This window comes from Streptomyces sp. NPDC005483, from assembly GCF_040606035.1.
GTDB lineage: Bacteria > Actinomycetota > Actinomycetes > Streptomycetales > Streptomycetaceae > Streptomyces.
The window spans coordinates 112,493-132,558 of sequence record NZ_JBEXEA010000021.1; the positions used below are offsets into that span (position 1 = coordinate 112,493).

The 20,066-nt window shown below is 72.3% G+C and carries 20 protein-coding genes; 8 read left to right on the plus strand and 12 right to left on the minus strand.

Annotated elements, in window-relative coordinates:
- Positions 1–5: 5 nt before the first annotated feature.
- The gene (locus ABZT06_RS34050) at positions 6–872 is read left to right on the plus strand and encodes an acyl-CoA thioesterase II (RefSeq protein WP_355749829.1); all 867 of its coding nucleotides are present in this window, start codon (positions 6–8) and stop codon (positions 870–872) included.
- Between the two features lies 1 nt (position 873).
- On the opposite strand, the gene ABZT06_RS34055 is transcribed toward ABZT06_RS34050, so the two are convergent.
- Both ABZT06_RS34055 and ABZT06_RS34060 read right to left on the minus strand, forming a co-directional pair.
- Positions 874–1,755, minus strand: a complete 882-nt coding sequence (locus ABZT06_RS34055) for a DUF6397 family protein (RefSeq protein WP_355749833.1) — start codon at positions 1,753–1,755, stop codon at positions 874–876.
- Positions 1,756–1,879: 124 nt separating this feature from the next.
- The gene (locus tag ABZT06_RS34060; RefSeq protein WP_355749836.1) at positions 1,880–2,293 is read right to left on the minus strand and encodes a roadblock/LC7 domain-containing protein; all 414 of its coding nucleotides are present in this window, start codon (positions 2,291–2,293) and stop codon (positions 1,880–1,882) included.
- Positions 2,294–2,407: 114 nt separating this feature from the next.
- On the opposite strand from ABZT06_RS34060, the gene ABZT06_RS34065 reads away from it, so the two are divergent.
- On the plus strand, positions 2,408–2,836 hold the full coding sequence (locus ABZT06_RS34065) for a PPOX class F420-dependent oxidoreductase (RefSeq protein WP_355749839.1): 429 nt from the start codon (positions 2,408–2,410) through the stop codon (positions 2,834–2,836).
- 28 nt (positions 2,837–2,864) lie between these two features.
- On the opposite strand, the gene ABZT06_RS34070 is transcribed toward ABZT06_RS34065, so the two are convergent.
- The 5 genes from ABZT06_RS34070 to ABZT06_RS34090 all read right to left on the minus strand — a co-directional run bounded on the left by ABZT06_RS34070 (position 2,865) and on the right by ABZT06_RS34090 (position 7,868).
- Positions 2,865–3,470, minus strand: a complete 606-nt coding sequence (locus ABZT06_RS34070) for an ATP/GTP-binding protein (RefSeq protein WP_355749842.1) — start codon at positions 3,468–3,470, stop codon at positions 2,865–2,867.
- Between the two features lie 129 nt (positions 3,471–3,599).
- Positions 3,600–4,013 (minus strand): DUF742 domain-containing protein, encoded by a 414-nt coding sequence (locus ABZT06_RS34075; protein WP_355749845.1) that lies wholly within the window; start codon positions 4,011–4,013, stop codon positions 3,600–3,602.
- Between the two features lie 22 nt (positions 4,014–4,035).
- Positions 4,036–4,479 (minus strand): roadblock/LC7 domain-containing protein, encoded by a 444-nt coding sequence (locus tag ABZT06_RS34080; RefSeq protein ID WP_355749922.1) that lies wholly within the window; start codon positions 4,477–4,479, stop codon positions 4,036–4,038.
- Positions 4,480–4,505: 26 nt separating this feature from the next.
- The gene (locus ABZT06_RS34085; RefSeq protein ID WP_355749847.1) at positions 4,506–7,031 is read right to left on the minus strand and encodes a sensor histidine kinase; all 2,526 of its coding nucleotides are present in this window, start codon (positions 7,029–7,031) and stop codon (positions 4,506–4,508) included.
- Between the two features lie 63 nt (positions 7,032–7,094).
- On the minus strand, positions 7,095–7,868 hold the full coding sequence (locus ABZT06_RS34090) for an MHYT domain-containing protein (RefSeq protein WP_355749850.1): 774 nt from the start codon (positions 7,866–7,868) through the stop codon (positions 7,095–7,097).
- A gap of 152 nt (positions 7,869–8,020) precedes the next feature.
- On the opposite strand from ABZT06_RS34090, the gene ABZT06_RS34095 reads away from it, so the two are divergent.
- A complete protein-coding gene (locus tag ABZT06_RS34095; RefSeq protein ID WP_355749853.1) occupies positions 8,021–8,620 on the plus strand; it encodes a class I SAM-dependent methyltransferase in 600 nt (199 codons plus the stop codon).
- A 6-nt stretch (positions 8,621–8,626) separates the two neighbouring features.
- Here the strand turns inward: ABZT06_RS34095 and ABZT06_RS34100 are convergent, their stop codons facing one another.
- A complete protein-coding gene (locus ABZT06_RS34100) occupies positions 8,627–9,382 on the minus strand; it encodes an alpha/beta hydrolase (RefSeq protein WP_355749856.1) in 756 nt (251 codons plus the stop codon).
- 107 nt (positions 9,383–9,489) lie between these two features.
- Here ABZT06_RS34100 and ABZT06_RS34105 point away from each other — a divergent pair, with 107 nt between their 5' ends.
- The gene (locus ABZT06_RS34105; RefSeq protein WP_355749860.1) at positions 9,490–10,023 is read left to right on the plus strand and encodes a PadR family transcriptional regulator; all 534 of its coding nucleotides are present in this window, start codon (positions 9,490–9,492) and stop codon (positions 10,021–10,023) included.
- A gap of 21 nt (positions 10,024–10,044) precedes the next feature.
- On the opposite strand, the gene ABZT06_RS34110 is transcribed toward ABZT06_RS34105, so the two are convergent.
- Entirely contained in the window at positions 10,045–11,415 is a 1,371-nt protein-coding gene (locus ABZT06_RS34110) for an FAD-dependent monooxygenase (protein ID WP_355749925.1), read from the minus strand.
- Positions 11,416–11,693: 278 nt separating this feature from the next.
- On the opposite strand from ABZT06_RS34110, the gene ABZT06_RS34115 reads away from it, so the two are divergent.
- Both ABZT06_RS34115 and ABZT06_RS34120 read left to right on the plus strand, forming a co-directional pair.
- Positions 11,694–11,990, plus strand: a complete 297-nt coding sequence (locus tag ABZT06_RS34115) for a hypothetical protein (RefSeq protein WP_355749863.1) — start codon at positions 11,694–11,696, stop codon at positions 11,988–11,990.
- Positions 11,991–12,126: 136 nt separating this feature from the next.
- The gene (locus ABZT06_RS34120; RefSeq protein ID WP_355749866.1) at positions 12,127–13,107 is read left to right on the plus strand and encodes a hypothetical protein; all 981 of its coding nucleotides are present in this window, start codon (positions 12,127–12,129) and stop codon (positions 13,105–13,107) included.
- A 53-nt stretch (positions 13,108–13,160) separates the two neighbouring features.
- On the opposite strand, the gene ABZT06_RS34125 is transcribed toward ABZT06_RS34120, so the two are convergent.
- Together ABZT06_RS34125 and ABZT06_RS34130 are read right to left on the minus strand one after the other, a co-directional pair.
- Positions 13,161–13,343 (minus strand): hypothetical protein, encoded by a 183-nt coding sequence (locus ABZT06_RS34125; RefSeq protein WP_037707795.1) that lies wholly within the window; start codon positions 13,341–13,343, stop codon positions 13,161–13,163.
- Between the two features lie 130 nt (positions 13,344–13,473).
- Positions 13,474–14,532 carry an acyl-CoA desaturase gene (locus ABZT06_RS34130; RefSeq protein WP_355749869.1) on the minus strand — a complete coding sequence of 353 codons (1,059 nt, stop codon included), beginning with the start codon at positions 14,530–14,532 and terminating at the stop codon, positions 13,474–13,476.
- A 237-nt stretch (positions 14,533–14,769) separates the two neighbouring features.
- On the opposite strand from ABZT06_RS34130, the gene ABZT06_RS34135 reads away from it, so the two are divergent.
- Entirely contained in the window at positions 14,770–17,601 is a 2,832-nt protein-coding gene (locus tag ABZT06_RS34135; protein ID WP_355749872.1) for a DEAD/DEAH box helicase, read from the plus strand.
- The gene (locus tag ABZT06_RS34140; protein ID WP_355749875.1) at positions 17,598–18,866 is read left to right on the plus strand and encodes an SWF or SNF family helicase; all 1,269 of its coding nucleotides are present in this window, start codon (positions 17,598–17,600) and stop codon (positions 18,864–18,866) included. The genes ABZT06_RS34135 and ABZT06_RS34140 overlap by 4 nt, the downstream gene beginning before the upstream one ends.
- Here the strand turns inward: ABZT06_RS34140 and ABZT06_RS34145 are convergent.
- A complete protein-coding gene (locus tag ABZT06_RS34145) occupies positions 18,846–20,021 on the minus strand; it encodes a cytochrome P450 (protein WP_355749878.1) in 1,176 nt (391 codons plus the stop codon). The genes ABZT06_RS34140 and ABZT06_RS34145 overlap by 21 nt on opposite strands.
- Positions 20,022–20,066: the final 45 nt, after the last annotated feature.

Genomic DNA, 20,066 nt, shown 5'->3' on the forward strand with positions numbered 1-20,066 from the left:
CACCCATGACCAACCCGGCCGAGAGGCTCGTCGACCTGCTCGACCTGGAGCAGATCGAGGTCAACATCTTCCGTGGCCGAAGCCCGCACGAGTCCCTCCAGCGGGTCTTCGGCGGCCAGGTGGCGGGCCAGGCGCTGGTCGCCGCCGCCCGCACCACGGACGGCGAACGCCCGGTGCACTCGCTGCACGCGTACTTCCTGCGCCCGGGCCGGCCCGGCGTGCCGATCGTGTACCAGGTCGAGCGGGTGCGGGACGGGCGGTCGTTCACGACCCGCCGGGTCACCGCCGTGCAGCAGGGCCGCACGATCTTCAATCTCACCGCCTCCTTTCACAAGCCTGAGGAAGGTCCCTTCGAGCACCAGCTGCCTCCCGCCCGCAAGGTCCCGGACCCGGAGTCCCTGCCGACGGTCGGCGACGAGATCCGGGAGCATCTGGGCGAACTGCCGGAGCAGCTGGAGCGGATGGCGCGCCGCCAGCCCTTCGACATCCGGTACGTGGACCGGCTGCGCTGGAGCTCCGAGGAGGTCAAGGACGCCGAGCCGCGCAGCGCGGTGTGGATGCGCGCGGTCGGGCCGCTCGGGGACGACCCGGTCGTGCACACCTGCGCGCTGACCTACGCGAGCGACATGACCCTCCTGGACGCCGTCCGCCTCCCGGTCCAGCCCCTGTGGGGTCCGCGGAGCTTCGACATCGCGTCGCTGGATCACGCCATGTGGTTCCACCGGCCGTTCCGCACGGACGAGTGGTTCCTGTACGACCAGGAGTCGCCGATCGCGACGGGCGGACGCGGTCTGGCCCGTGGCCGGATCTACGACCGGGAGGGACGTCTGCTGGTGTCCGTCGTCCAGGAGGGGCTGTTCCGGCCGCTGTAGGTCAGGCGCTTCTGCGGCGGAGCCGGCCCAGCAGCCCGCGGGACGCTACCTGGGGCGTCGGCTCATCCGGTGCCAGGGCGGAAGGTGCCTGCCGGACCGTGGGGCGTGGCGCGGGCCGCAACCGTCGCGCGTCCTCCAGGACGCGGGCCAGTTCGGTCCTCAGCCATGCGATCTCGGCCGGGTCGTCCGCCGTCGTGATCTTCTCGATGAGGTGCGCGGCGGGCGAGCCCTGCGCCCCGTGCGCGGGCGGTCCCGGCCGGAAACGGCCCAGATGGGACCGCTCGTAGGGGTCCGGGACGAGCTGCGCGATCTGGGCGGGGTTGAGGAAGGCGGCGAGGGCTCCGGCGCTCTCCCAGGGATCTTCGGCGAGGCGCAGGAGGAATCCGCGGTGGCGACCGCGCCAGTTGCGGGCTCGCAGGTCCACGCCCTCGTCCAGCATGTCGCGCAACCCCTCGGGCATCCGCCTCGCGGTCAGCAGCGGGGTGTTCTCCTGGACCGTCGTGAACTCCTCGAGTTCGTCGGCCAGATACAGCCACACGACGGCCCGATACCGGTTCAGGTAGAAGCGCACCGGCGAGAACAGGCCGAGGCGCGCCAGGCGGGTGAACCTGCCGACGGGGACGTCCATGACCTCCGCGCCCTCGGTGGTGCCCACGAGCCGTACGCGGTGACGCAGTGAGTCGGGGAAGCCGTCCGTGGCCCGCAGCCGGTCGACCTCGGAACGCGTGACACGTCGGCCCCCGCCCCCTTCGTCGGGCACCGTCCGGACCTGGCCGAGGTGCACGGCGAGGTCGAACTCGCTTCGCTTGAGGCCCAGTTCCCGCGCGGCGCGACTGGGTGTGTAGGCATTCCGCTGGAGTTGGGTGATGGTGCTGCTCGCCATGCTCGCTCCCCCGTGGAGTCGTCGCTCACGCTGTGTGCGCTCGCCGTGACAGAAACCGTAGCCGGTGGGGCGAGATGCGTGGCGAGCCTGTGGATAACTCCTCGGGGGCGGGAGAACGCGCAGGTCAGCGGTCTGTCGCCGGGCTCCGTTCGGGGCGGCGGGCGCCCACGTCGAGGTGCTCGCCGACCCGGTTGACGAGCAGCGTCATCTCGTAGGCGATCCGGCCGATGTCCGCATCGGAGCCGCTGAGCACGCACAGACAGCTGCCGGTGCCCGCCGCGGTGACGAACAGCACCGCGTCGTCGAACTCGATCATCGTCTGCCGTACCTTGCCCGCTCCGAAGTGTCGTCCCGAGCCCTTGGCCAGGCTGTGCAGTCCGGACGAGACGGCGGCGAGATGGTCCGCGTCCTCACGGCGCAGTCCCGTGCTGGCGCCCGTCACCAGCCCGTCGTTGGACAGCACCAGCGCGTGCCGCACATGGTCGACTCGCTCGGTCAGATCGTCCAGCAGCCAGCCGAGCCCCTGCTTCTCCGGCATGTGTCCCGTCTCCCCGTGTGACGTCTCCTCCTGCCCGGAGGATCTCCGGGCAGGCCTTCCCCACGACCGTCAACCCTTCCCCACGACCGACAGCAGGGCAAGGAGAATGGGGACATGGCACAGAAGATGACCGATGAGGAATGGCGGGAGTTCGTCTCGCACGGCACCCGCACCGGCAAGTTGTCGACCGTCCGGGCCGACGGGAGTCCGCATGTGGCGCCGATCTGGTTCGTGCTGGACGGTGACGACCTGGTGTTCAACACCGGGAAGGCGACCGTGAAGGGGCGCAACCTGACGCGGGACGGGCGGGTGGCCCTGTGTGTGGACGACGACCGGCCGCCCTTCGACTATGTGGTGCTGCAGGGCCGGGCCCGGGTCTCGGAGGATCTGGACGAGGTCCGGCACTGGGCCGGGCGGATCGGAGCGCGCTATATGGGCGAGGAACGGGCCGAGGAGTTCGGCGCCCGCAACGGCGTTCCGGGGGAACTCCTGGTCCGCGTGAGGATCGACAAGGTGCTGGCGCAGAAGGCCGTCGCGGAGTGAGGTGCCGGTGGGCCGGCCCCGCACGCGGTCAGCCCACCGAGTCGAGCAGCCGGGCGGTGTGCATCCGCCCGGCGTACTCGACCAGCCGGATCAGCACTTCCTTGCCCGAGTCGCGGTCCCGTGCGTCGCACAGCACCACGGGTGTGCCCTGGTCGAGGTCGAGGGCGCGCGAGACGTCGTGGGCGCCGTAGGTCCGGGCGCCGGCGAAGCAGTTGACGGCCACCACGAACGGGATGTGCCGGTGCTCGAAGTAGTCGACGGCCGGGAAGCAGTCCTCCAGGCGCCGGGTGTCCGCGAGGACGACGGCACCGAGGGCCCCTTGCGACAACTCGTCCCACAGGAACCAGAAGCGGTCCTGGCCCGGGGTGCCGAAGAGATAGAGGGACAGGCCGGAGCGGATGGTGATCCGCCCGAAGTCCATGGCGACCGTGGTGGTGACCTTCTGGTCCACACCGTCGGTGTCGTCCACCAACTGGCCTGCCTCACTGAGCAGTTCCTCGGTGCGCAGCGGCCTGATCTCGCTGACCGCGCCCACCAGGGTGGTCTTGCCCACGCCGAACCCGCCGGCGACCAGTATCTTCAGCGCGAGGGCGGTCGGCTCGCCGCCCTGGGCGTCGGAGTTCTCGGAGACCATCGATCACTTCTCTCGGGAGGGCCGGCAACGGGCGGCGACGTCGGTACGGGGTCGCGAAGGCAGCATCATGACAACTGGAGCTCCCCTTCGAGGGGTTGGACCACTTATTGCCCGGTTCTGAGCGTTCATCTACAACGCCCGGAGCCCTTCGATCACCTCGCGCAGAATCCGTTCGTCGGGCAGCTGCGCGGGCGGCACCGGACGGCTGACGGTGACACAGCCGAGCTCCAGGAGGTCCCCCAGGAGCACCCTGACCACGCCCACCGGCAGGTCGGCGCCCGCGGAGAGTTCGGCCACCGACTGCGTCTCCGTGCGGCACAGGTCGATCAGGACCCGGTGTTCCGGCCCGAGGGCCGTCTCGTCGCCGGCCCCGGGCGCGCCGACGTCGAGGGTGACGAGGGCGATCAGGTCGAAACGCACCCCGGTGGGACCGGGTTGGGTGCGGCCGCCCGTCATCGCGTAGGGGCGGACGAGGGGTCCGGCCTCGCCGTCGTACCACTGGCTGCCCTCTTCGTACGGGACGCCCGCCATGTCCTCGGTCATCCGAGCCGACCGCCCTTCGCTCTCATCCGGCGGCGGGCGGCCGCGCGCCCACGCGCGGGGGCGTGTAGAGGTGCTCGCCGACCCGCTTGACCAGCCGTGCCATCTCGTAGGCGACCAGGCCTATGTCCGCGGTCACCGCGGTGAGGACGGCGAGGCAGGAGCCGTCCCCCGCCGCGGCCACGAACAGGAAGCCGTCGTCCATCTCGACCATGGTCTGGCGCACTCCCCCGGCGCCGAAGTGCCGGCCCGCGCCCTTGGCCAGGCTGTGGAAGCCGGAGGAGACCGCGGCGAGGTGTTCCGCGTCCTCGCGGCGCAGATCCGTCGAGGCGCCCACGGCGAGGCCGTCGTTGGAGAGCACCACGGCATGCCGTACCTCGCTCACGCGCAGCACCAAGTCGTCCAGCAGCCAGTCGAGTTCGCCGGACCTCCCCCACTCCCGGCTTCGATCGACCGGGGGGACCCCCATGTCGGCCCTCATGTTCGGGTCCTGGATCATCCTCGGTCTCCTTCGCTGCTGTCTCTGCCCGCTGGGGAATCTGGGGTGGCGCCGTGGCCGGGCTGCCTGCCGCCGCCGCGCGCCCAGCCCTCTCGGTACGCCGCCATCCGGTCCCGGACGGCTTCGGGTGTACGGCCGTCGTCGTCCCGGGGGGCGGCTGCCGGGCCCGGTTCCGCGGGGCGCTGCTCGCGCAGCTGGGGAGCGAGGTGCGCCTGCCGTACCCGACGGGGCAGGTCCTCGGACTCCTCCGGCTCCTCGGGCGGGCGGTGCAGGCGCAGGGCGGTGACGCCGGAGGGCGGCGTGTCGTTCGTTCCCTGGCCGGCAGTGGCCGCCAGGGGAGCCACCAGGGCGGGCCGCTCGGCGGGGGCGGGGACGGACTCCTGGTCGCGTTCGGCGGTGCGCACGCGCGCGTACTCGCGTTCGGTGAGCCGTTCCCGGTCCGCTGCCTTGGCGGGAGAACGTTCCGCCGCCTTGATGTGCAGCAGCGCCGTGGGCAGCAGGACGACCGCGGTGGTGCCGCCGTAGGGCGAGGTGCGCAGGTGCACCTTGATGCCGTGCCGGGCTGCGAGCCGGCTGACCACGAACAGGCCCAGCCGGTCGCTGTCGAACAGGTCGAGTGCCTCGGACTGTTCGATGCGGCGGTTGGCCTCCGCGAGGGTCTCCTTGCCCATGCCGAGGCCGCGGTCCTCGACCTCGACGGCGTAACCGTTGCCGACGGGTTCGCCGGTGACACGCACCCTCGTGTGGGGCGGTGAGAACTGGGCGGCGTTCTCGATGATCTCGGCCAGCAGGTGGGTGAGGTCGGCGACCGCCGCGCCGACGACGGACGCGTCGGGCAGCTGACGCACCTCCACGCGCGCGTAGTCCTCGACCTCGGAGACGGCCGCGCGGACCACGTTGGTCAGCGACACCGGCATGCGCCAGGCGCGGCCGGGTGCCGCTCCGGAGAGGATGATCAGGCTCTCCGCGTGGCGGCGCATGCGGGTGGTGAGGTGGTCGAGCCGGAAGAGGTCGCTCAGTTCGTTCGGGTCGTCGGAGCGGCGTTCCATGCTGTCGAGCAGGCTCAGCTGGCGGTGGACGAGGACCTGGCTGCGGCGGGCGAGGTTGACGAAGACCCCGGAGATGCCGCTGGCGAGTTCGGCGCGCTCCACCGCGGCCCGCAGCGCGGCGCGGTGCACGGTGGTCAGGGCCTCGGCGACCTGGCCGGCCTCGTCCTCCGCGGGCGGTCCGGGCGGGGCCTCGGACCGGATGTCGATCTCGTCGCCCGCGCGCAGCCGTTCCATGGCGTCGGGGAGTTTGCGGCGGGCGATCTCCAGGGCGCTGTTGCGCAGGCTCACCAGCTCGACGACGAGGCCGCGTCCGATGCGCACGGAGATGACGAGTGAGGCGGCGACGGCGAGCAGGCCGAGCAGGACCGCGGCCCCGGCCGGGGTCAGCAGACCCCGGGTGAACGGATCGGCGCGGTGGGCGACACCGCTGCCCGCCGCCTTTTCGACGGTCCGCATGCCGCCCTGCACGCGTGTGTGTGCCGCTTGCCAGGTGGCCTCCGGCGTCGACTCGACGGCGCGGACGCCGGGGGCGGCGGCGAGTGTCCGGTCCTCGGCGGCGGTCACGGTGGCGTAGGCGCGGCTGCCGGCGACCTGCTGCCAGGCGGCGCGGTCGGAGCCGCGCAGGTCGGCCACGGCGCCCTCGGTGAGGGCGCGGCGGGTGTCGACGGCCCCGGTGAACAGCCGCAGCCGCTCGCCGGCGAGGACACCAGCCAGCCGCGCGCTCGACAGCACCACGTCCTCCTGGGCCAGTGACTCCTCGGCGCGGGAGAACTCCAGCAGCACGCGCGCGTCGGAGCCGAGTTCGGCGTCCTGGATGCCGGTGAGGGCACCGCCCACCGCGAAGGCGCCGGCGATGGTCCTGGTGTAGCGGCCGTACGTCTCGTCCCAGCCGGCGCTGCGGTCCAGCACGGCGGCGCGCAGGGAGCGAAGTTGCTCGGCGCCGGACACGAAGGCTTCGAGCCGCTGGGCGACCCCGGGGGGCAGTTCCTCGCTGTCGGCCACGGTGTTGTGGTCGCCGAGCCGCAGTCGTGCCACGGCACGGTCGGTGCGCCCGGCGAGCTTGCGGAGGTCGTCGCTCTGCGCGGCGGACGGGTCGGTCGCGTAGCGGACGGCGGCGGCACGTTCCGCCTGGAGCGCGGTGACGGCGTCGGCGACGGGAGAGCGGACGGCGCCGTCCACGCGCTGCAATTGCCGCAGCCGGGACACGTCCTGGGCGGTGCTGACGGTGGCGTACGCCCACAGCGCGAGCAGCGAGACCACGGGCACCATGAGCAGACAGACGATCTTGGCGCGGACCGTGCGGGGGCGTAAGCGCCAGTGTCCCGCGCGCGCGGGTATGTCCTCGTCCGGGGGGCCCACGGAGCCGTCGGGGCTTTCGTCGGCCGGTGGTCCGGCATGTGCGCGACGCCCGCGCGCGGGTGTCTGGTCCGGCGTCTCGGCGCCGGCTGTGGGGGTCCTACGCGGTGTACGCATGGCCTCCTCGCTCGGGAGTGGATCGGGGGCGTGTCGTCGGGCCGCGCGGGCCCGGGTCCGCCGCTAGGAGGGGACGCTCTCGGCCGTGCGCTGCGCCGAGGCGGTTGCCTCGCGCTCTCCTGTCGTGGGCGACAGTGCGACGAAGGCCGAGGTCAGGAACAGGTAGGAGCCGAGTCCGACGGCGAGCGGGAAGATGAACTGCATCGCGGTCGCCCCGGGCAGGACGACGTCGGAGGGCGAGACCCGCACGCTCACCGCGAACATCCCGGTGTAGTGCATGCTGCTGACCGCGGCGCCCATGATCAGGGAGGCGATGGTGACGGCGACGGGCGACTTGATGTTGAGCGCCGCCCACAGGGCCGCCGTCGCCGCGACGACGGCGATGAGGACCGAGAGTCCGACGAGCACCGGGTCGTAGTGGACGCCGCCGTGCAGCCGTACGGCGGCCATGCCCAGGTAGTGCATGCTCGCCACGCCCAGGCCGGTGGTGAGTCCGCCGAGCAGGAGCGCGCGGACCCGGTCGCGGCTGTAGCCGACCGCGAAGACGCCGGCGGAGACGACGACCATCGCGACCAGGAGGCTCGCGATGGTCAGCGGGACGTCGTAGCGGATGTCGGTGCCGCTGACGCTGAAGCCGAGCATGGCCACGAAGTGCATGGTCCAGATGCCGGTCCCGATGGCCGAGGCCGCGGTGATGAGCCAGTTGCGGCGCGAACGTCCGGTGGCTCCGAGCGCGCGCATGGTGCAGCGCAGGCCGAGCGCGGCGCCGATACAGGCCATGACGTACGAGAGTGTGGGCGTCAGCCAGCCCAGGGCTGCGTGGTCCAGGTGTCCCATGGCCAAGGGACGCTAGTCGGGGCAGGGGCGCACAAAGAGGGCGCATTTCGAAAGGTGTAGCAATCTGGCGCAGAGATGTGCCTGAACGATCGCGTCATGCTCGAACATGTGCGCCCGGGCTTCGTCAGTGTCGGTGAGGGATCATGCGGAACATGAGCGACGACCACACACATGTCCAGGAGTTCTTCTCGGCCCGTGCCGCCGGCTGGGACGGCAGGTTCCCGGACGACGGCCCCGCCTACGCCGCCGCGGTCGCGGAGCTCGGGCTGAGCGCGGGCGATCGCGTGCTCGACGCGGGCTGCGGCACCGGACGGGCCCTGCCGCCCCTGCGGGCGGCCGTGGGGCCCTCCGGAGTGGTCCTCGGAGCCGATCTCACCCCGGCCATGCTGCACGAGGCGGTACGGGCCGGCAGGGACCGGGACGGGCGGCTGCTGCTCGCCGACGTGGCCGCGCTGCCGCTCCGCTCCCGCTCGCTCGATGCCGTCTTCGGGGCGGGTCTGATCTCCCATCTGCCCAGGCCCGCCGAGAATCTGCGCGAGCTGGCCCGGGTGGTGCGACCCGGAGGCGTCCTGGCCCTGTTCCATCCGATCGGCAGGGCGGCGCTCGCCGCGCGCCAGGGCCGGCAGATCACCCCGGAGGACCTGCGCGCGGAGCCCAACCTCCGTCCCCTGCTGGAGGGTTCGGGCTGGCGCATGACGTCGTACGTCGACGAGGACGCCCGCTTCCTGGCCCTGGCCGTCCGCGAGGACTGAGCGCGCTCACACCGTCCCGGCGACCACCGCCACGAAGGCGTCGGGGTTGTCGAACATGACGTTGTGCCCGGCGCCGGGGACGGTCATCACGCGCACACCTGCCGCCTCCAGCGCCTTCCGCCCCTCCAGTTCGCCGCTGAGCTCGCCCTGGAGATACACGCGGTCGATCGGCAGGCCTTCGAGGATCGCGCGCATCATGGGCGCCGATCCCCGCCTGAGCCCGGCCGCGCTGCGGTGCAGGGCGCGCGGGTCGGCCAGCCGCATGGTCGCCGCCCACAGAGGGCCGACCTTCTCGAGTACGCGCGTATGGGCGCCTGCGACGAAGTCGTCCTCCTCGTAGGCGTCGATCCAGGTGCTGCCGGCCGTGGCCGGGGGCGAGGCGTCGAGGTTGGCCTCCGTGAGGACCAGCCGGGAGACGAGCTCGGGCCGCCGGTGGGCGAGCACGAGCGCGACCGACCCGCCCATGCTGTGCGCGATCAGCTCGACGCCCGTCAGTTGCGCGGCGTCCAGGGCGGCGGCCAGGGCGTCCGCGTGGTCCGCCAGCGTGTATCCGAACTGCGCGGGACGGTCGCTGGTGCCGTGCCCGGGCAGATCGACGAACAGGCTGCGGCGGCCCGCGAGTTCGGGCCGGGCCGCGATGTGCGCGTGATAGACGGCCGAGACCGCTCCCAGGCCGTGCACGTACACGCGTGCCGGCTCCTCGCCGGGCGTCTCGGTCCAGCGGATGCAACTGCCCTTGCCGTCGAACTCGGCCTGCCTCATGTGCCCTCCCTCGGTGAGTCATCCAGAACAATACATCGTCATCGATGTATTACGTAGACGAGGTAGTGCATCGGAGATGTACAGCGCCGATGCGGCAGAATGCGGCCATGCTGGAGCTCGCCATCCTCGGATTCCTCTACGACACCCCGCTGCACGGCTATGAGCTGCGCAAACGCATCACGGCGCTGGCGGGTCACGTACGCCCCGTGGCCGAGAGCACGCTGTATCCGGCCATCAAGCGGCTGGAGAAGGCCGGTCTGCTGGCCCGTGCGACAGAACCCGGCGCCGTGGCCGCACCTCGCCATGTCCTGACGCTCACCGGCGAAGGCCGCCAGGACTTGCGCCGCCGGCTCGCCGAACCGGCCGCGCGCGACATCACCGACGAGAACCGGTGGTTCACGGTCCTCGCCTTCCTCCGGCACCTGGACGACGCGGGCGCGCAGGCGGCCGTTCTGCGGCGCCGGCTCACCTTCCTGGAGGAGCCCGCGAGCTTCTTCTACGAGGGCGACCGCCCGCTGAGCGCCGAGGAGTTGGACGATCCCTTCCGGCGCGGTGTGCTGACCATCGCCCGCGCCACGTCCCGGGCCGAACTCAGCTGGCTGCGGGAGACGATCGCGTCACTCGACGCGGGCTCTTCGTAGGCGCGGACCCGGCGCCGGGGTTCACAGTGATCTCTGCGCCCCGAACCCGGACTCCTCCGGTGTCGCGGGCGGCTCGCTGGGCGTAGGCGCGGGCGGGCCGAACAGGACGGCTCTGGCCACGGCCGGAGCGAACAGCGCGGTGACGGGCGCGGAGAGGGTCAGGACGGCACGGAATGCCTGCCCGACGACGGGGTCGCCGGGGGCCCGCTCCTGGACGCGGCTCAGGTACCACCCTGCGACCTGGTCCGCGGGCCCACCGTCGATCGCGGTGCCGACCGCGCCCGGCATCTTGCGGTCCGCCCCGGCGGAGATGTCCCACGCCAACCGGGACGCCTCGAGGAGCGCCTGCTGCACGCGCCGTGTCGTCGGCGTCCGGCGCCGGTCGGCCAGCGCGTCGCGCAGGGCGACCGCGCTCATCGCGGCGACGGCCATCCCCTGCCCGTAGATCGGGTTGAAGGTGCACAGGGCGTCGCCGGTGGCGAGGAATCCCGCCGGATGGCCAGCAAGGTCGTAGCGTCGGCGGACGTTCGCGGTCCGTCGGTAGCCGAACGCCGGGGAGAGCGGTTCAGCCTCGTCCAGCCACCGGTGCAGCAGCGGATGCGGCAACCTCTTGGCGTACGTCACGAACTCGTCGTCTCCCGTGGGCGGCTCGTTGCCGCGCAGGCCTGAGACGATCACCAGGTGGCTGCCGTCCTCCAGGGGCAGCGCACCACCGGCGTGCACCTGCTCGGGGTCGGGATAGGCGTAGTAGCCGCGGGTCTCGCCGTCGAGGGCGCCGCTCGTGCCGCGATAGACGCGGGAGGCGTACGCGAGACCGGTGTCGATGGTCTCCTCGTGCGGACCCTGGGCGCCGATCGCCGCGAACCACTGCGGAGCCTTCGTACCGCTGCCGGAGGCGTCGACCACCAGATCGGCCTCAAGGGGGCGGGACTCCGCGCGGGTGCCGCCGGAGCGGTCCCGCACCAGCACGCCCCGCACGCGCGTGGCGTCACCGAGGAACCCGACGACGTCGGTCCCCTCCAGCACGCTGATCACCGGGTCGGCGAGGATCCGCCGCCGCACAAGTTCCTCGAGCTGCGCGCGGGAGCCGGTGTAGATGTGCGTGGTCGCCGGCACCCGCCGTAACCAGCGGCCGCTCTGCCACAGCACCATGTCGGTCGGCATGCCCACCCGAGGCGCCCCCGCCTCCCGCAGCTCCGCCAGGAACCCCGGCAGCAGCGATTCCAGGGCCGTTTGTCCGCCCTGGAGCAGAACGTGCGGATGTCGGCCCTGGGGCACGCCGGGCCGTGGCGCCGGGCCCTCCGGGAACCGGTCGCGCTCGACGACGGTCACCCGGTCGGCGTGCCCGGCCAGGACGTGCGCCGCGAGAAGCCCTGCGAGGCTCCCGCCCACGACGACGGCATGCCGTCCGCCCCTGCCGCCGTCTTCTCCCCAACGGCCTGCCTCTCCGGCAGAGTTCACCGGACCACCCCCTTGGTCGCCAACTCGCGAGAAGACACAAGTATCGCGTCCCGCACAGCTGGTCGACCGTTTTCCGGCCCATCCGGGCGACAGGAGAACACCCCGTATCGGGCCGTCCGCCCCTTCTGCGGGCGGAGTTCCGACTCTACGTTGGGTAGCAGAGACGAACGTCCGACGGGATCACATCACGCAGGGGGAAGGTGGTCGGCATGTGGGGCAGGATCCGCAGGTCCAGCACCAGATTCGTCAATTCGTTGCGCACCGAGGCTCCCACCGGCCAGGAGACCCGAACGCACAATCTGTTCGAGGCCGCCGCCGCGTACGTCTCGGCGTGCGCGGAGGACGATCAGGACCGGATCGAGGAGACCTCGGCCTGGGTCTCGCCGGAGGCACTGTCGTTCGGGGTCAACGAGCTCGCGTGCCGGGCCGTCATCGCCCTGGCGCGGGAGCGCGACGAGTCTCCGCGTACGGTGGCACGTGCGCTCCTCGGACTGCCGGCGGCCTGAGCGGTCGGCAAGGAGGGGTCGATTCGCCCCCGTCCAGCCGGAAAACTGCAGCTCCGGGTGTTCTTGGGAGTCGTGACAAGCGCCTTCCTCGCACACTAGGGTGCGCGCCGTTGGACGAACCGATGGGGAGGCTGGGATGGCCGGGACGGACGAGGACACCGTCGCCGCCGCGGACGACGCGCTCTATGTGCTGACGGCGGTGCTGCTGACGCCGGCGAAGTTCCCGAGCGTGCTGGGCGACGACTATCCGGAGGCCTGCGCGGCGCTCGGTCTGGCACCGCTGGCCGACGGGTACGGCCTGGTGATCGGCCAGGACGGTGACGGTGCCCGGTGGACCGTCGTCGTCGACGACGTGTCGCTGGTCGCCGTCGCCATCGCCTCCTGGGACTGCGGCATGGAGTACGACCTGTCGCCCGCGGAGCACACGGTCGTGGCCGCCCTTCCGGGCTGGCCGCTCGCGGTCGCCGTCGCCGCGCCCGGTGTGCCGGCGCCGCACGACCCCGATCCCGAGGCAGGCGACGGCCCGCCACTGACGCCGCCTGACACGTCCACGTGGGGGTCCGCCCAGCGGCGTCTGGGCGCTGATGAGATCGCGCTCCAGTGGGCGACGTGGCGGGAACAGATCGACGACGCGGCCTTCCTGAGCCCGAACGGCGGGCCCGCAGGGGGCGACAAGGCCGCGGCGGTCGAGACCCCGGGCGGCGAGACCGTGGCCGGCGGGACAACGGGCGGTGACGGCTCGGCCCGCGACGCCTCGGAGGACGGGGCCATCGGCGACGAGGCCGTGGGCGGCAAGGCCGCGGGACCGACGGTCTCCGGTGGTGGGACCCGGAAGGAAGCGCCCAAGGGGCACAGCGGCGTCCGGCGCGTCCTCGCGGCGGCCCGCGCCTACGTGGACTCGCCGCCGCCCCTCGGGCGGGTCCGGTCGTCCTTCGCGTCGGGTGACGCGCGGATGCTGCGCGCCGACGGTCCTGGCTGGTCCCTGGTGGCCAGGACCGACGACATCGCGTTCGTGCTGCTCGACGACCAGCCCGGGGAGGTCCTGCCGGTGGGCCGGGGCCCGGAGCTGCCGGGGCTGCTGGAGGCGCTGGACAAGATGGCCGTACGTCCCAGCTGAGTCGCCGCACCCGCACCGCCCGGGACTGTCGGATCCCGGGCGGTGCCGGTGCGTCAGCGGCCGAGTTCCTTGCGGGTGACGCGGCGCAGCCTGCGCCGCTGTGAGGGGTCCAGTGTGAGGTAGGCGGCGGCCGGGACTCCCAGGATGATCAGGAATGCGGCCCACCAGGGCAGCCAGAACAGCAGAAGCAGCCCGACCGCCACTCCCCCTGCGGCGATCTTCGCGTTCTTCGACATGTGCGTCGCCTCCTTCGCGGCGGTTGCCGCTCTCTGACCAGAAAAACGGGTCCGCGCTTCCTGCAGTTCCGCATGGCGACCCTGAGACATCCCTGAGACCTCGCCCCGAGACGCCCCGGATGCGCGCCTCCTAGCGGTCCGCCCGCAGCGGTTCGCCCACCTCGTGCATGTGGCTCAGGGCCTGTCGGTAGGAGTCGACGAGTCCGGTCTCCGTGTAGGGGATACCCAGATCTCGGCAGTGGGCGCGTACCAGTGGCTGCGCGAGGCGCAGGTGGGGCCGGGGCATGCTGGGGAAGAGGTGGTGCTCGATCTGGTAGTTGAGGCCGCCGAGGAACCAGTCGGTGAGGATGCCGCCGCGGATGTTGCGGGAGGTGAGCACCTGGCGGCGCAGGTGGCCCCAGGACTCGCCGTCCGGGTCCGGCATCTCCATGCCCTTGTGGTTGGGGGCGAAGGCCATCCCGAGGTGCAGGCCGAACAGCGCCTGGTGGATCACCGCGAAGGCGAGCGCCTTCGCGGGGGACATGGTGGTCAGCAGCAGCGTGGCGTAGGCAGCGAGGTGGGTCACCAGGAGAGTACCCTCCGCGGCACGCTCCCCCGGCGCCTGTCGGCGCAGATCCCGGAAGCCCTGGATCTTCAGGGCGATGCCTTCGAGGAGGGTGAGCGGGAAGAACAGCCAGGCCTGGTGGCGGGTGAGCCGGCGCCTGAAGCCGGTGCGTGCCTTCGCCTGTTCTCCGGTGAAGACGAGGACGTCGGCGGCGACGTCGGGGTCCTTGTCGATGTGGTTGGGGTTGGCGTGGTGGCGGTTGTGTTTGTGGTTCCACCAGGAGTAGCTCATGCCGAGCAGCAGGTTGCCGTGGATGAGGCCGATGACGCGGCCGACCGCCTTGTCGCCGGTGATCTGTGCGTGGCCCGCGTCGTGCCCTATGAAGGCGGTGCGGGCGCAGAACACGGCGAGGAGCGGGGCCAGCAGCAGGGTCCACCAGGAGTCGCCGGACAGGGCGACGGCTGTCACGAGCCCGGCGAGGGCGAGCGCGTTGACGGCGACGGCCCGGGCGTACCAGCCGTGGCGGCGGTCCAGGAGGCCCTGGCCCCTCACCGCGCGCAGGAGCGGTGCGAAATCACTTCCACCGGGCGGGGAGCCGGAGGTACCGCGCGGGTGAGGTGCGACGGTTGCGGCGCTCTGGGGCATGTCCGGACTCCGGCTCTCTCAGGAAACGCGCTGACCTGAGGAAATGTACGAAACGGTGACCTGCCGCGACCATGCGGCAACCCCCCGTGTATGCACTGGGGGCAGCACCGGGCACACAGGGGGGTTGACGACACCCCCGGCGAGAGTGACCTAGACCACGGTCCGACATGCCTGAGAGATGATGTACCCTCGACCACCCCGACGACGTAGTCAAATTTGAGGAGTCCCGCGATCTCTGTGCAGAGGTTCCCCGCGGCATCACCGTCCGAGATCTCCGAACTGGCCTCGTGCTGCTCCGCGTTCGTGCCCGGCGACCCGGCCCGCACGGGCCGTGTGGCCTTCTGGCGGCTCGACGGTGCTCCGCCGCCGCCGGTCGCGGCGGGGACGGTCGAGGACCTGGCGCTCGTCGTTCCCGGCGACGGCGGTGTGGAGCTGGTGAGCCTGCCGGCGGCGCTGCTCCCGGTCCGTGCCGCCCTGCCGGTCCTCACGCGTGCGCGTACCTCCACGCACGGGCACCGGGCCACCGTCTTCTGGGGTGCCGCGGCCGTCCTTGCCCTGCAGTGCGTGGCCCGCGGGCTGCTGTTGCCCGGTCTGTCCCCCACCGACCACGACGCCTGGCGTGTGGGTCCCCTGGGCGCCGCGGACGTCGAGCGGGTCCGCCGGCTCGCGGCGGCGATGCCGCCCGAGGCGCACGCCGTACCGCTGAGCACCGCCGGACCGCTCCGGCTGCCCGGCCCCGAACAGTTGCTGCGTGCTTTCCTGGACGCCGTCGGCGACGCCCTGCCCCGCTCCCCCGCGGCACCCCTCGTGACGGGCGGACCCGTCTACGCCGTCCAGCAAGCACAGCACGTGCCCGAGCAGCGTGCGTGGGCGGCGGATGTCGCGGCGGGCCACGACGCGGGCGTACGCGTCTCGTTGCGGATCGAGGTGCGCGGCCTGGCCACCGGTGAGGCACCGGTCTTCCGGGCCGTTCTCCAGGTGCACAGCGTGAGCGATCCGACGATCGTGGCCGACGCCGCCGACGTGTGGGGCGGCGCCAGTGCCTTCGGCTCCCACGCGCGGATGGACGGCCTGCTCGCGCTCCGCAGGGCTGCACGCGCGTGGCCCCCGCTCGCCCCGCTGCTCTCGGCGGCCGTCCCGGACGCGGTCGAACTCGCCGACGAGGAGATCACCGATCTGCTCGGCGCGGGCGCGCGAGCTCTCTTCGACCTCGGCGTCGAGGTGCACTGGCCGAAGGACATGGCCAGAAAGCTCACCACGCGCGCGAGGATCGGTCCGCCGGACGACCGCGACCGCGTGGAGTCGGACGCTCCGTCGTTCCTGTCCGCCGACGCCCTGCTCGCGTTCGACTGGTGGTTCGCGCTGGGCGACCAGCAGCTCACGCGCGAGGAGCTGGACCGGCTCGCCGAGGCCAACCGTCCTGTGGTGCGACTGCGTGACCAGTGGGTGCTGGTCGACCCGCAGGAGGTGCGCCGGGCCCGTGACCGGCAGGACCACAAGGTGACGCCCGTCGACGCTCTGAGGGCCGCTCTGACGGGCTCCGCCGACGTCGACGGCCGCAAGGTCGACGTGCAGCCCACCGGGTGGCTGGCGGCCCTGCGGGACCGGCTGGCGGACCCGGAGGCCCAGGAGCCGGTCCCGCAACCCGCCGCACTCGCCTCGCCCCTGAGGGACTACCAGCGCCGGGGCCTGAACTGGCTGGCCCGTATGACGTCCTCGGGCCTCGGCTGCTGTCTGGCCGACGACATGGGACTCGGCAAGACGATCACCCTCATCGCACTTCACCTGCACCGGCAGACCGACCCGGCGACCGCCGGCCCCACCCTCGTCGTGTGTCCGACGTCCCTGATGGGCAACTGGCAGCGCGAGATCGAGAAGTTCGCACCGGGAACCCGCGTGCGCCGCTTCCACGGTCCGCGGCGCGAGCTCGACGGCCTGGGCGACGGGGAGTTCGTGCTCACCACGTACGGCACGATGCGCCTGGACGCACCACGGCTCGGCGAAACCGCGTGGGGGATGGTCGTGGCGGACGAGGCGCAGCACGTGAAGAACCCGTACTCGGCGACCGCACGAGAACTGCGCTCGATCGGGGCACGCGCACGCGTGGCGCTCACCGGAACCCCAGTGGAGAACAACCTGTCTGAGCTGTGGGCGATCCTCGACTGGACGACTCCGGGTCTGCTGGGCCGGCTCGGCACCTTCCGCGCCCGGTACGCGCAGGCCGTCGAGAGCGGTCAGGACCCGGCCGCCGCGGAACGCCTCGCCCGGCTCGTGCGCCCCTTCCTGCTGCGACGCCGCAAGTCCGATCCGGGAATCGCCCCGGAACTGCCGCCGAAGACCGAGACCGACCGTGCCGTGTCGCTCACCCCTGAGCAGACCGGCCTGTACGAGGCAGTGGTGCGCGAGACCCTGGCGGAGATCTCCCGGGCGGACAGCATGGCGCGGCGCGGGCTGATCGTGAAACTGCTGACGGGGCTGAAGCAGATCTGCAACCACCCGGCGCAGTTCCTCAAGGAGGAGCAGCCGAGGATCGCCGGCCGTTCCGGAAAGCTGGAACTGCTGGACGAGCTCCTCGACACCATCGTCGCCGAAGGGGCGTGCGTCCTGGTGTTCACGCAGTACGTGCGCATGGCCCGTCTGATCGAGCGGCATCTCGCGGCTCGCGGCCTGCCGTCGCAGTTCCTGCACGGCGGGACACCGGTGGCCCGGCGTGAGGCGATGGTGCGACGGTTCCAAGAGGGCGAAGTGCCCGTGTTCCTGCTCTCGTTGAAGGCGGCGGGGACCGGCCTGAACCTCACCCGGGCCGAGCACGTCGTGCACTACGACCGCTGGTGGAACCCGGCCGTCGAGGCGCAGGCCACCGACCGCGCGTACCGCATCGGGCAGACGCGCCCCGTGCAGGTTCACCGGCTGGTCGCCGAGGGGACGGTCGAGGACCGCATCGCCGACATGCTGCGCCGCAAGCGGGAGTTGGCCGACGCGGTGCTCGGCTCCGGCGAGGCGGCACTGACCGAGCTGACGGACGCGGAGCTGGCCGATCTGGTGGAACTGCGAGGGGGCGCGCGATGACCGGACACGAGGGTGACACGGAGCGCACGTTCGCGGCGCTGCCGCCCGCGCACGGGCGGGGTTTCGCGCAGACGTGGTGGGGCCGGGCCTGGCTGCGGGCGCTGGAGGACACCGCACTGGACTCGGCGCAGGTGAAGACGGGCCGCAGGCTCGCACGCGAGGGCGCCGTGGGCGCGGTGTCGGTACGTCCCGGACGCATCACGGCCGTCGTCCTGGACCGTGACCGCACCGTGCACCGTGCCGACGTCCTGCTGGCCGAGCTGCCGGCCGAGCAGTGGGACCGCCTCCTCGACCTGGCCGTCGAACGGGCCGGGCACGTCGCCGCGCTGCTGGACCGCGAGATGCCGCCGCATCTGGTGGAGGACGCGGCGTCCGAGGGCATCGAACTCCTGCCGGGGCTGGGCGACCTGGAACCGGAGTGCGACTGCGGTGCCTGGGACCACTGCGGGCACACGGCGGCCCTCTGCTACCAGGTGGCACGGCTGCTGGACCAGGACCCCTTCGTGCTGCTGCTGATGCGCGGTCGCGGAGAACACGCCCTCCTGGGCGATGTCCAGGCGCGCAGCGCCGTGCCCGCGGAGGAGTCTGCCGAACCGGAGGGGGTGGATGCCGCCGAGGCGTATGCGGCCGGCGACATCCTGCCGCCCCTTCCCGCACCCGTGGAGCTGCCCGAGGAGCCCGGTCTGCCGCCGTCGCTGGACACCGAGGTCCCGCCGGGACCGGGAGTCGACCCCGTCGCCGTCCGCCATCTGGCCGCCAGGACCGCAGCAGAGGCTCATCGACTGCTCGCGGAGGCACTTCGGCAGCCGTCCGAACGCCCCGCCTCCGTTCCCGAATTGGCGGTCGCCCAGGACGCCGTACGCCTTGCCGTCGCAGCTCCCGACCAGGCGCTGGCGGAACGGCTCGCCTCCGGCTCGGGGCGCGATTCCCAGTCGCTGGCGGAGGCTACGCGCGCATGGGGGCTCGGTGGTGCGGACGCGCTGTCCGTGCTGGAGGAGACATGGGAGCCTTCGGACGGCACCCTCGCACGCGCGTGTGCCGCCCTGGACTCCGCCTGGGACGAGGACGAACGGCCGACGTTCACGGCGGACGGCAACCGGTGGACGGCCGCCGACGCGTCGGCCCAGGTGCGCCTGGGTCGGGACGGTCGGTGGTGGCCGTACCGGAAGGAGCGGGGACGCTGGACACTCGCGGGCGCGGCGGCCCTGGATCCGGCGACGGCTCTTGCCTCTGCGGAGCTCGCCTCAGCCGACCCACAGCGGTAGTTCGGCGAGGCCCCTCAGGAGCATGCTGCTGCGCCAGGTCAATGCGTGCGGGTCGGTCGCGAAGGCGAGAGCGGGGCGGTGGCGCAGCAGCAGGCGCAGAGCGACGGCCGCCTCCGCGCGGGCCAGTTGAGCGCCCAGGCAGTGGTGCGGACCGTGACCGAATCCCAGGTGCGCGCGCGTGGGACGCCGTAGGTCGAAGCGGTCGGGGTCGGGGAAGCGCAGTGGATCGCGGGAGGCCGCGGCGAGTGAGACCTGCACGGCATCGCCTGCCGCGATCCGGGTGCCGCCGATGTCGAGCGGCTCGGCCGCGAAGCGGAACACCGTTGCGTGGACGGGTGAGTTGTAGCGCAGGGACTCCTCGACGGCCTGGCCGGTCAGATCCGGTTCGGTGCGGAGCAGGGCGAGTTGATCCGGGTGGGTCAGCAGGGCGTGGAGGGTTCCTGAGATCAGGTCCACGGTCGTCTCGTGGCCGGCCACGAGGATCAGGAACGCCATGCCGAGGAGCTCATCGGCGGTCAGATCCGTGGCTGCCACGAGGTCTCCGAGCAGTCCTGACGCCCGCCGTTCGCGCCCTCGGGCGATCAGACCGGCGAGGTACTCGGTCAGCGAGGCCGCGGCGGCGTTCGCCGTCTCGGGCGAGGTGGGCATGACGAGTTCGTCGGCCCAGGCGTGGAAGGCCGTGCGGTCGGCCGCGGGCACGTCCAGAATGTCGCAGATCACCGTGACAGGCAGTGGCAGCGCGTACCGGGCGACCAGGTCCGCCGTTCCCCGCTCCGGCAGCGCGTCCAGGAGTTCCAGGGCTGTGGCTTCGATTCTCGGTCGCAGCGCGGTGATCCTGCCTGCCGTGAAGTGGGCCGCCACCAGTCGACGCAGCCGGGTGTGCTGCGGAGGGTCGGTCTGCAGCATGTTACGGCCGACGGCGTGTCCGCCGTCGCTCCGCCAGGACGAGGAATGCCGGAGGTCGTTGCGCAGGCGCGGGTCGGTCAGCGCGGCTCGCGCCGCGTCATGGGCCACGACGAGCCAGGTCTCACCGGTTCCGGGGACGTGGACGCGGTGCACGGGGCCCTTGGCCCGCAGCGCGGCGTACACCGGGTACGGGTCCGCGGCCAGGTCATGGCCGTCCGGGGCCAGCTCTTCGAGAGTGGGCGCGGGCACGGTGATTCCTTCCGGTCGGGGTCGTCAGGTTTATGGCGTCCCGGT

Excerpts from the sequence above, each read along its gene's own strand:
- ABZT06_RS34070 (WP_355749842.1), bottom strand. The coding sequence starts at position 3,470 with ATGGTCTCCGAGAACTCCGACGCCCAGGGCGGCGAGCCGACCGCCCTC.
- ABZT06_RS34055 (WP_355749833.1), bottom strand. The coding sequence starts at position 1,755 with ATGGCGAGCAGCACCATCACCCAACTCCAGCGGAATGCCTACACACCC.
- ABZT06_RS34075 (WP_355749845.1), bottom strand. The coding sequence starts at position 4,013 with ATGACCGAGGACATGGCGGGCGTCCCGTACGAAGAGGGCAGCCAGTGG.
- ABZT06_RS34120 (WP_355749866.1), top strand. The coding sequence starts at position 12,127 with ATGGCCGGGACGGACGAGGACACCGTCGCCGCCGCGGACGACGCGCTC.
- ABZT06_RS34100 (WP_355749856.1), bottom strand. The coding sequence starts at position 9,382 with ATGAGGCAGGCCGAGTTCGACGGCAAGGGCAGTTGCATCCGCTGGACC.
- ABZT06_RS34080 (WP_355749922.1), bottom strand. The coding sequence starts at position 4,479 with ATGGGGGTCCCCCCGGTCGATCGAAGCCGGGAGTGGGGGAGGTCCGGC.
- ABZT06_RS34065 (WP_355749839.1), top strand. The coding sequence starts at position 2,408 with ATGGCACAGAAGATGACCGATGAGGAATGGCGGGAGTTCGTCTCGCAC.
- ABZT06_RS34125 (WP_037707795.1), bottom strand. The coding sequence starts at position 13,343 with ATGTCGAAGAACGCGAAGATCGCCGCAGGGGGAGTGGCGGTCGGGCTG.
- ABZT06_RS34140 (WP_355749875.1), top strand. The coding sequence starts at position 17,598 with ATGACCGGACACGAGGGTGACACGGAGCGCACGTTCGCGGCGCTGCCG.
- ABZT06_RS34105 (WP_355749860.1), top strand. The coding sequence starts at position 9,490 with ATGCTGGAGCTCGCCATCCTCGGATTCCTCTACGACACCCCGCTGCAC.
- ABZT06_RS34090 (WP_355749850.1), bottom strand. The coding sequence starts at position 7,868 with ATGGGACACCTGGACCACGCAGCCCTGGGCTGGCTGACGCCCACACTC.
- ABZT06_RS34060 (WP_355749836.1), bottom strand. The coding sequence starts at position 2,293 with ATGCCGGAGAAGCAGGGGCTCGGCTGGCTGCTGGACGATCTGACCGAG.
- ABZT06_RS34095 (WP_355749853.1), top strand. The coding sequence starts at position 8,021 with ATGAGCGACGACCACACACATGTCCAGGAGTTCTTCTCGGCCCGTGCC.
- ABZT06_RS34050 (WP_355749829.1), top strand. The coding sequence starts at position 6 with ATGACCAACCCGGCCGAGAGGCTCGTCGACCTGCTCGACCTGGAGCAG.
- ABZT06_RS34130 (WP_355749869.1), bottom strand. The coding sequence starts at position 14,532 with ATGCCCCAGAGCGCCGCAACCGTCGCACCTCACCCGCGCGGTACCTCC.
- ABZT06_RS34085 (WP_355749847.1), bottom strand. The coding sequence starts at position 7,031 with ATGCGTACACCGCGTAGGACCCCCACAGCCGGCGCCGAGACGCCGGAC.
- ABZT06_RS34115 (WP_355749863.1), top strand. The coding sequence starts at position 11,694 with ATGTGGGGCAGGATCCGCAGGTCCAGCACCAGATTCGTCAATTCGTTG.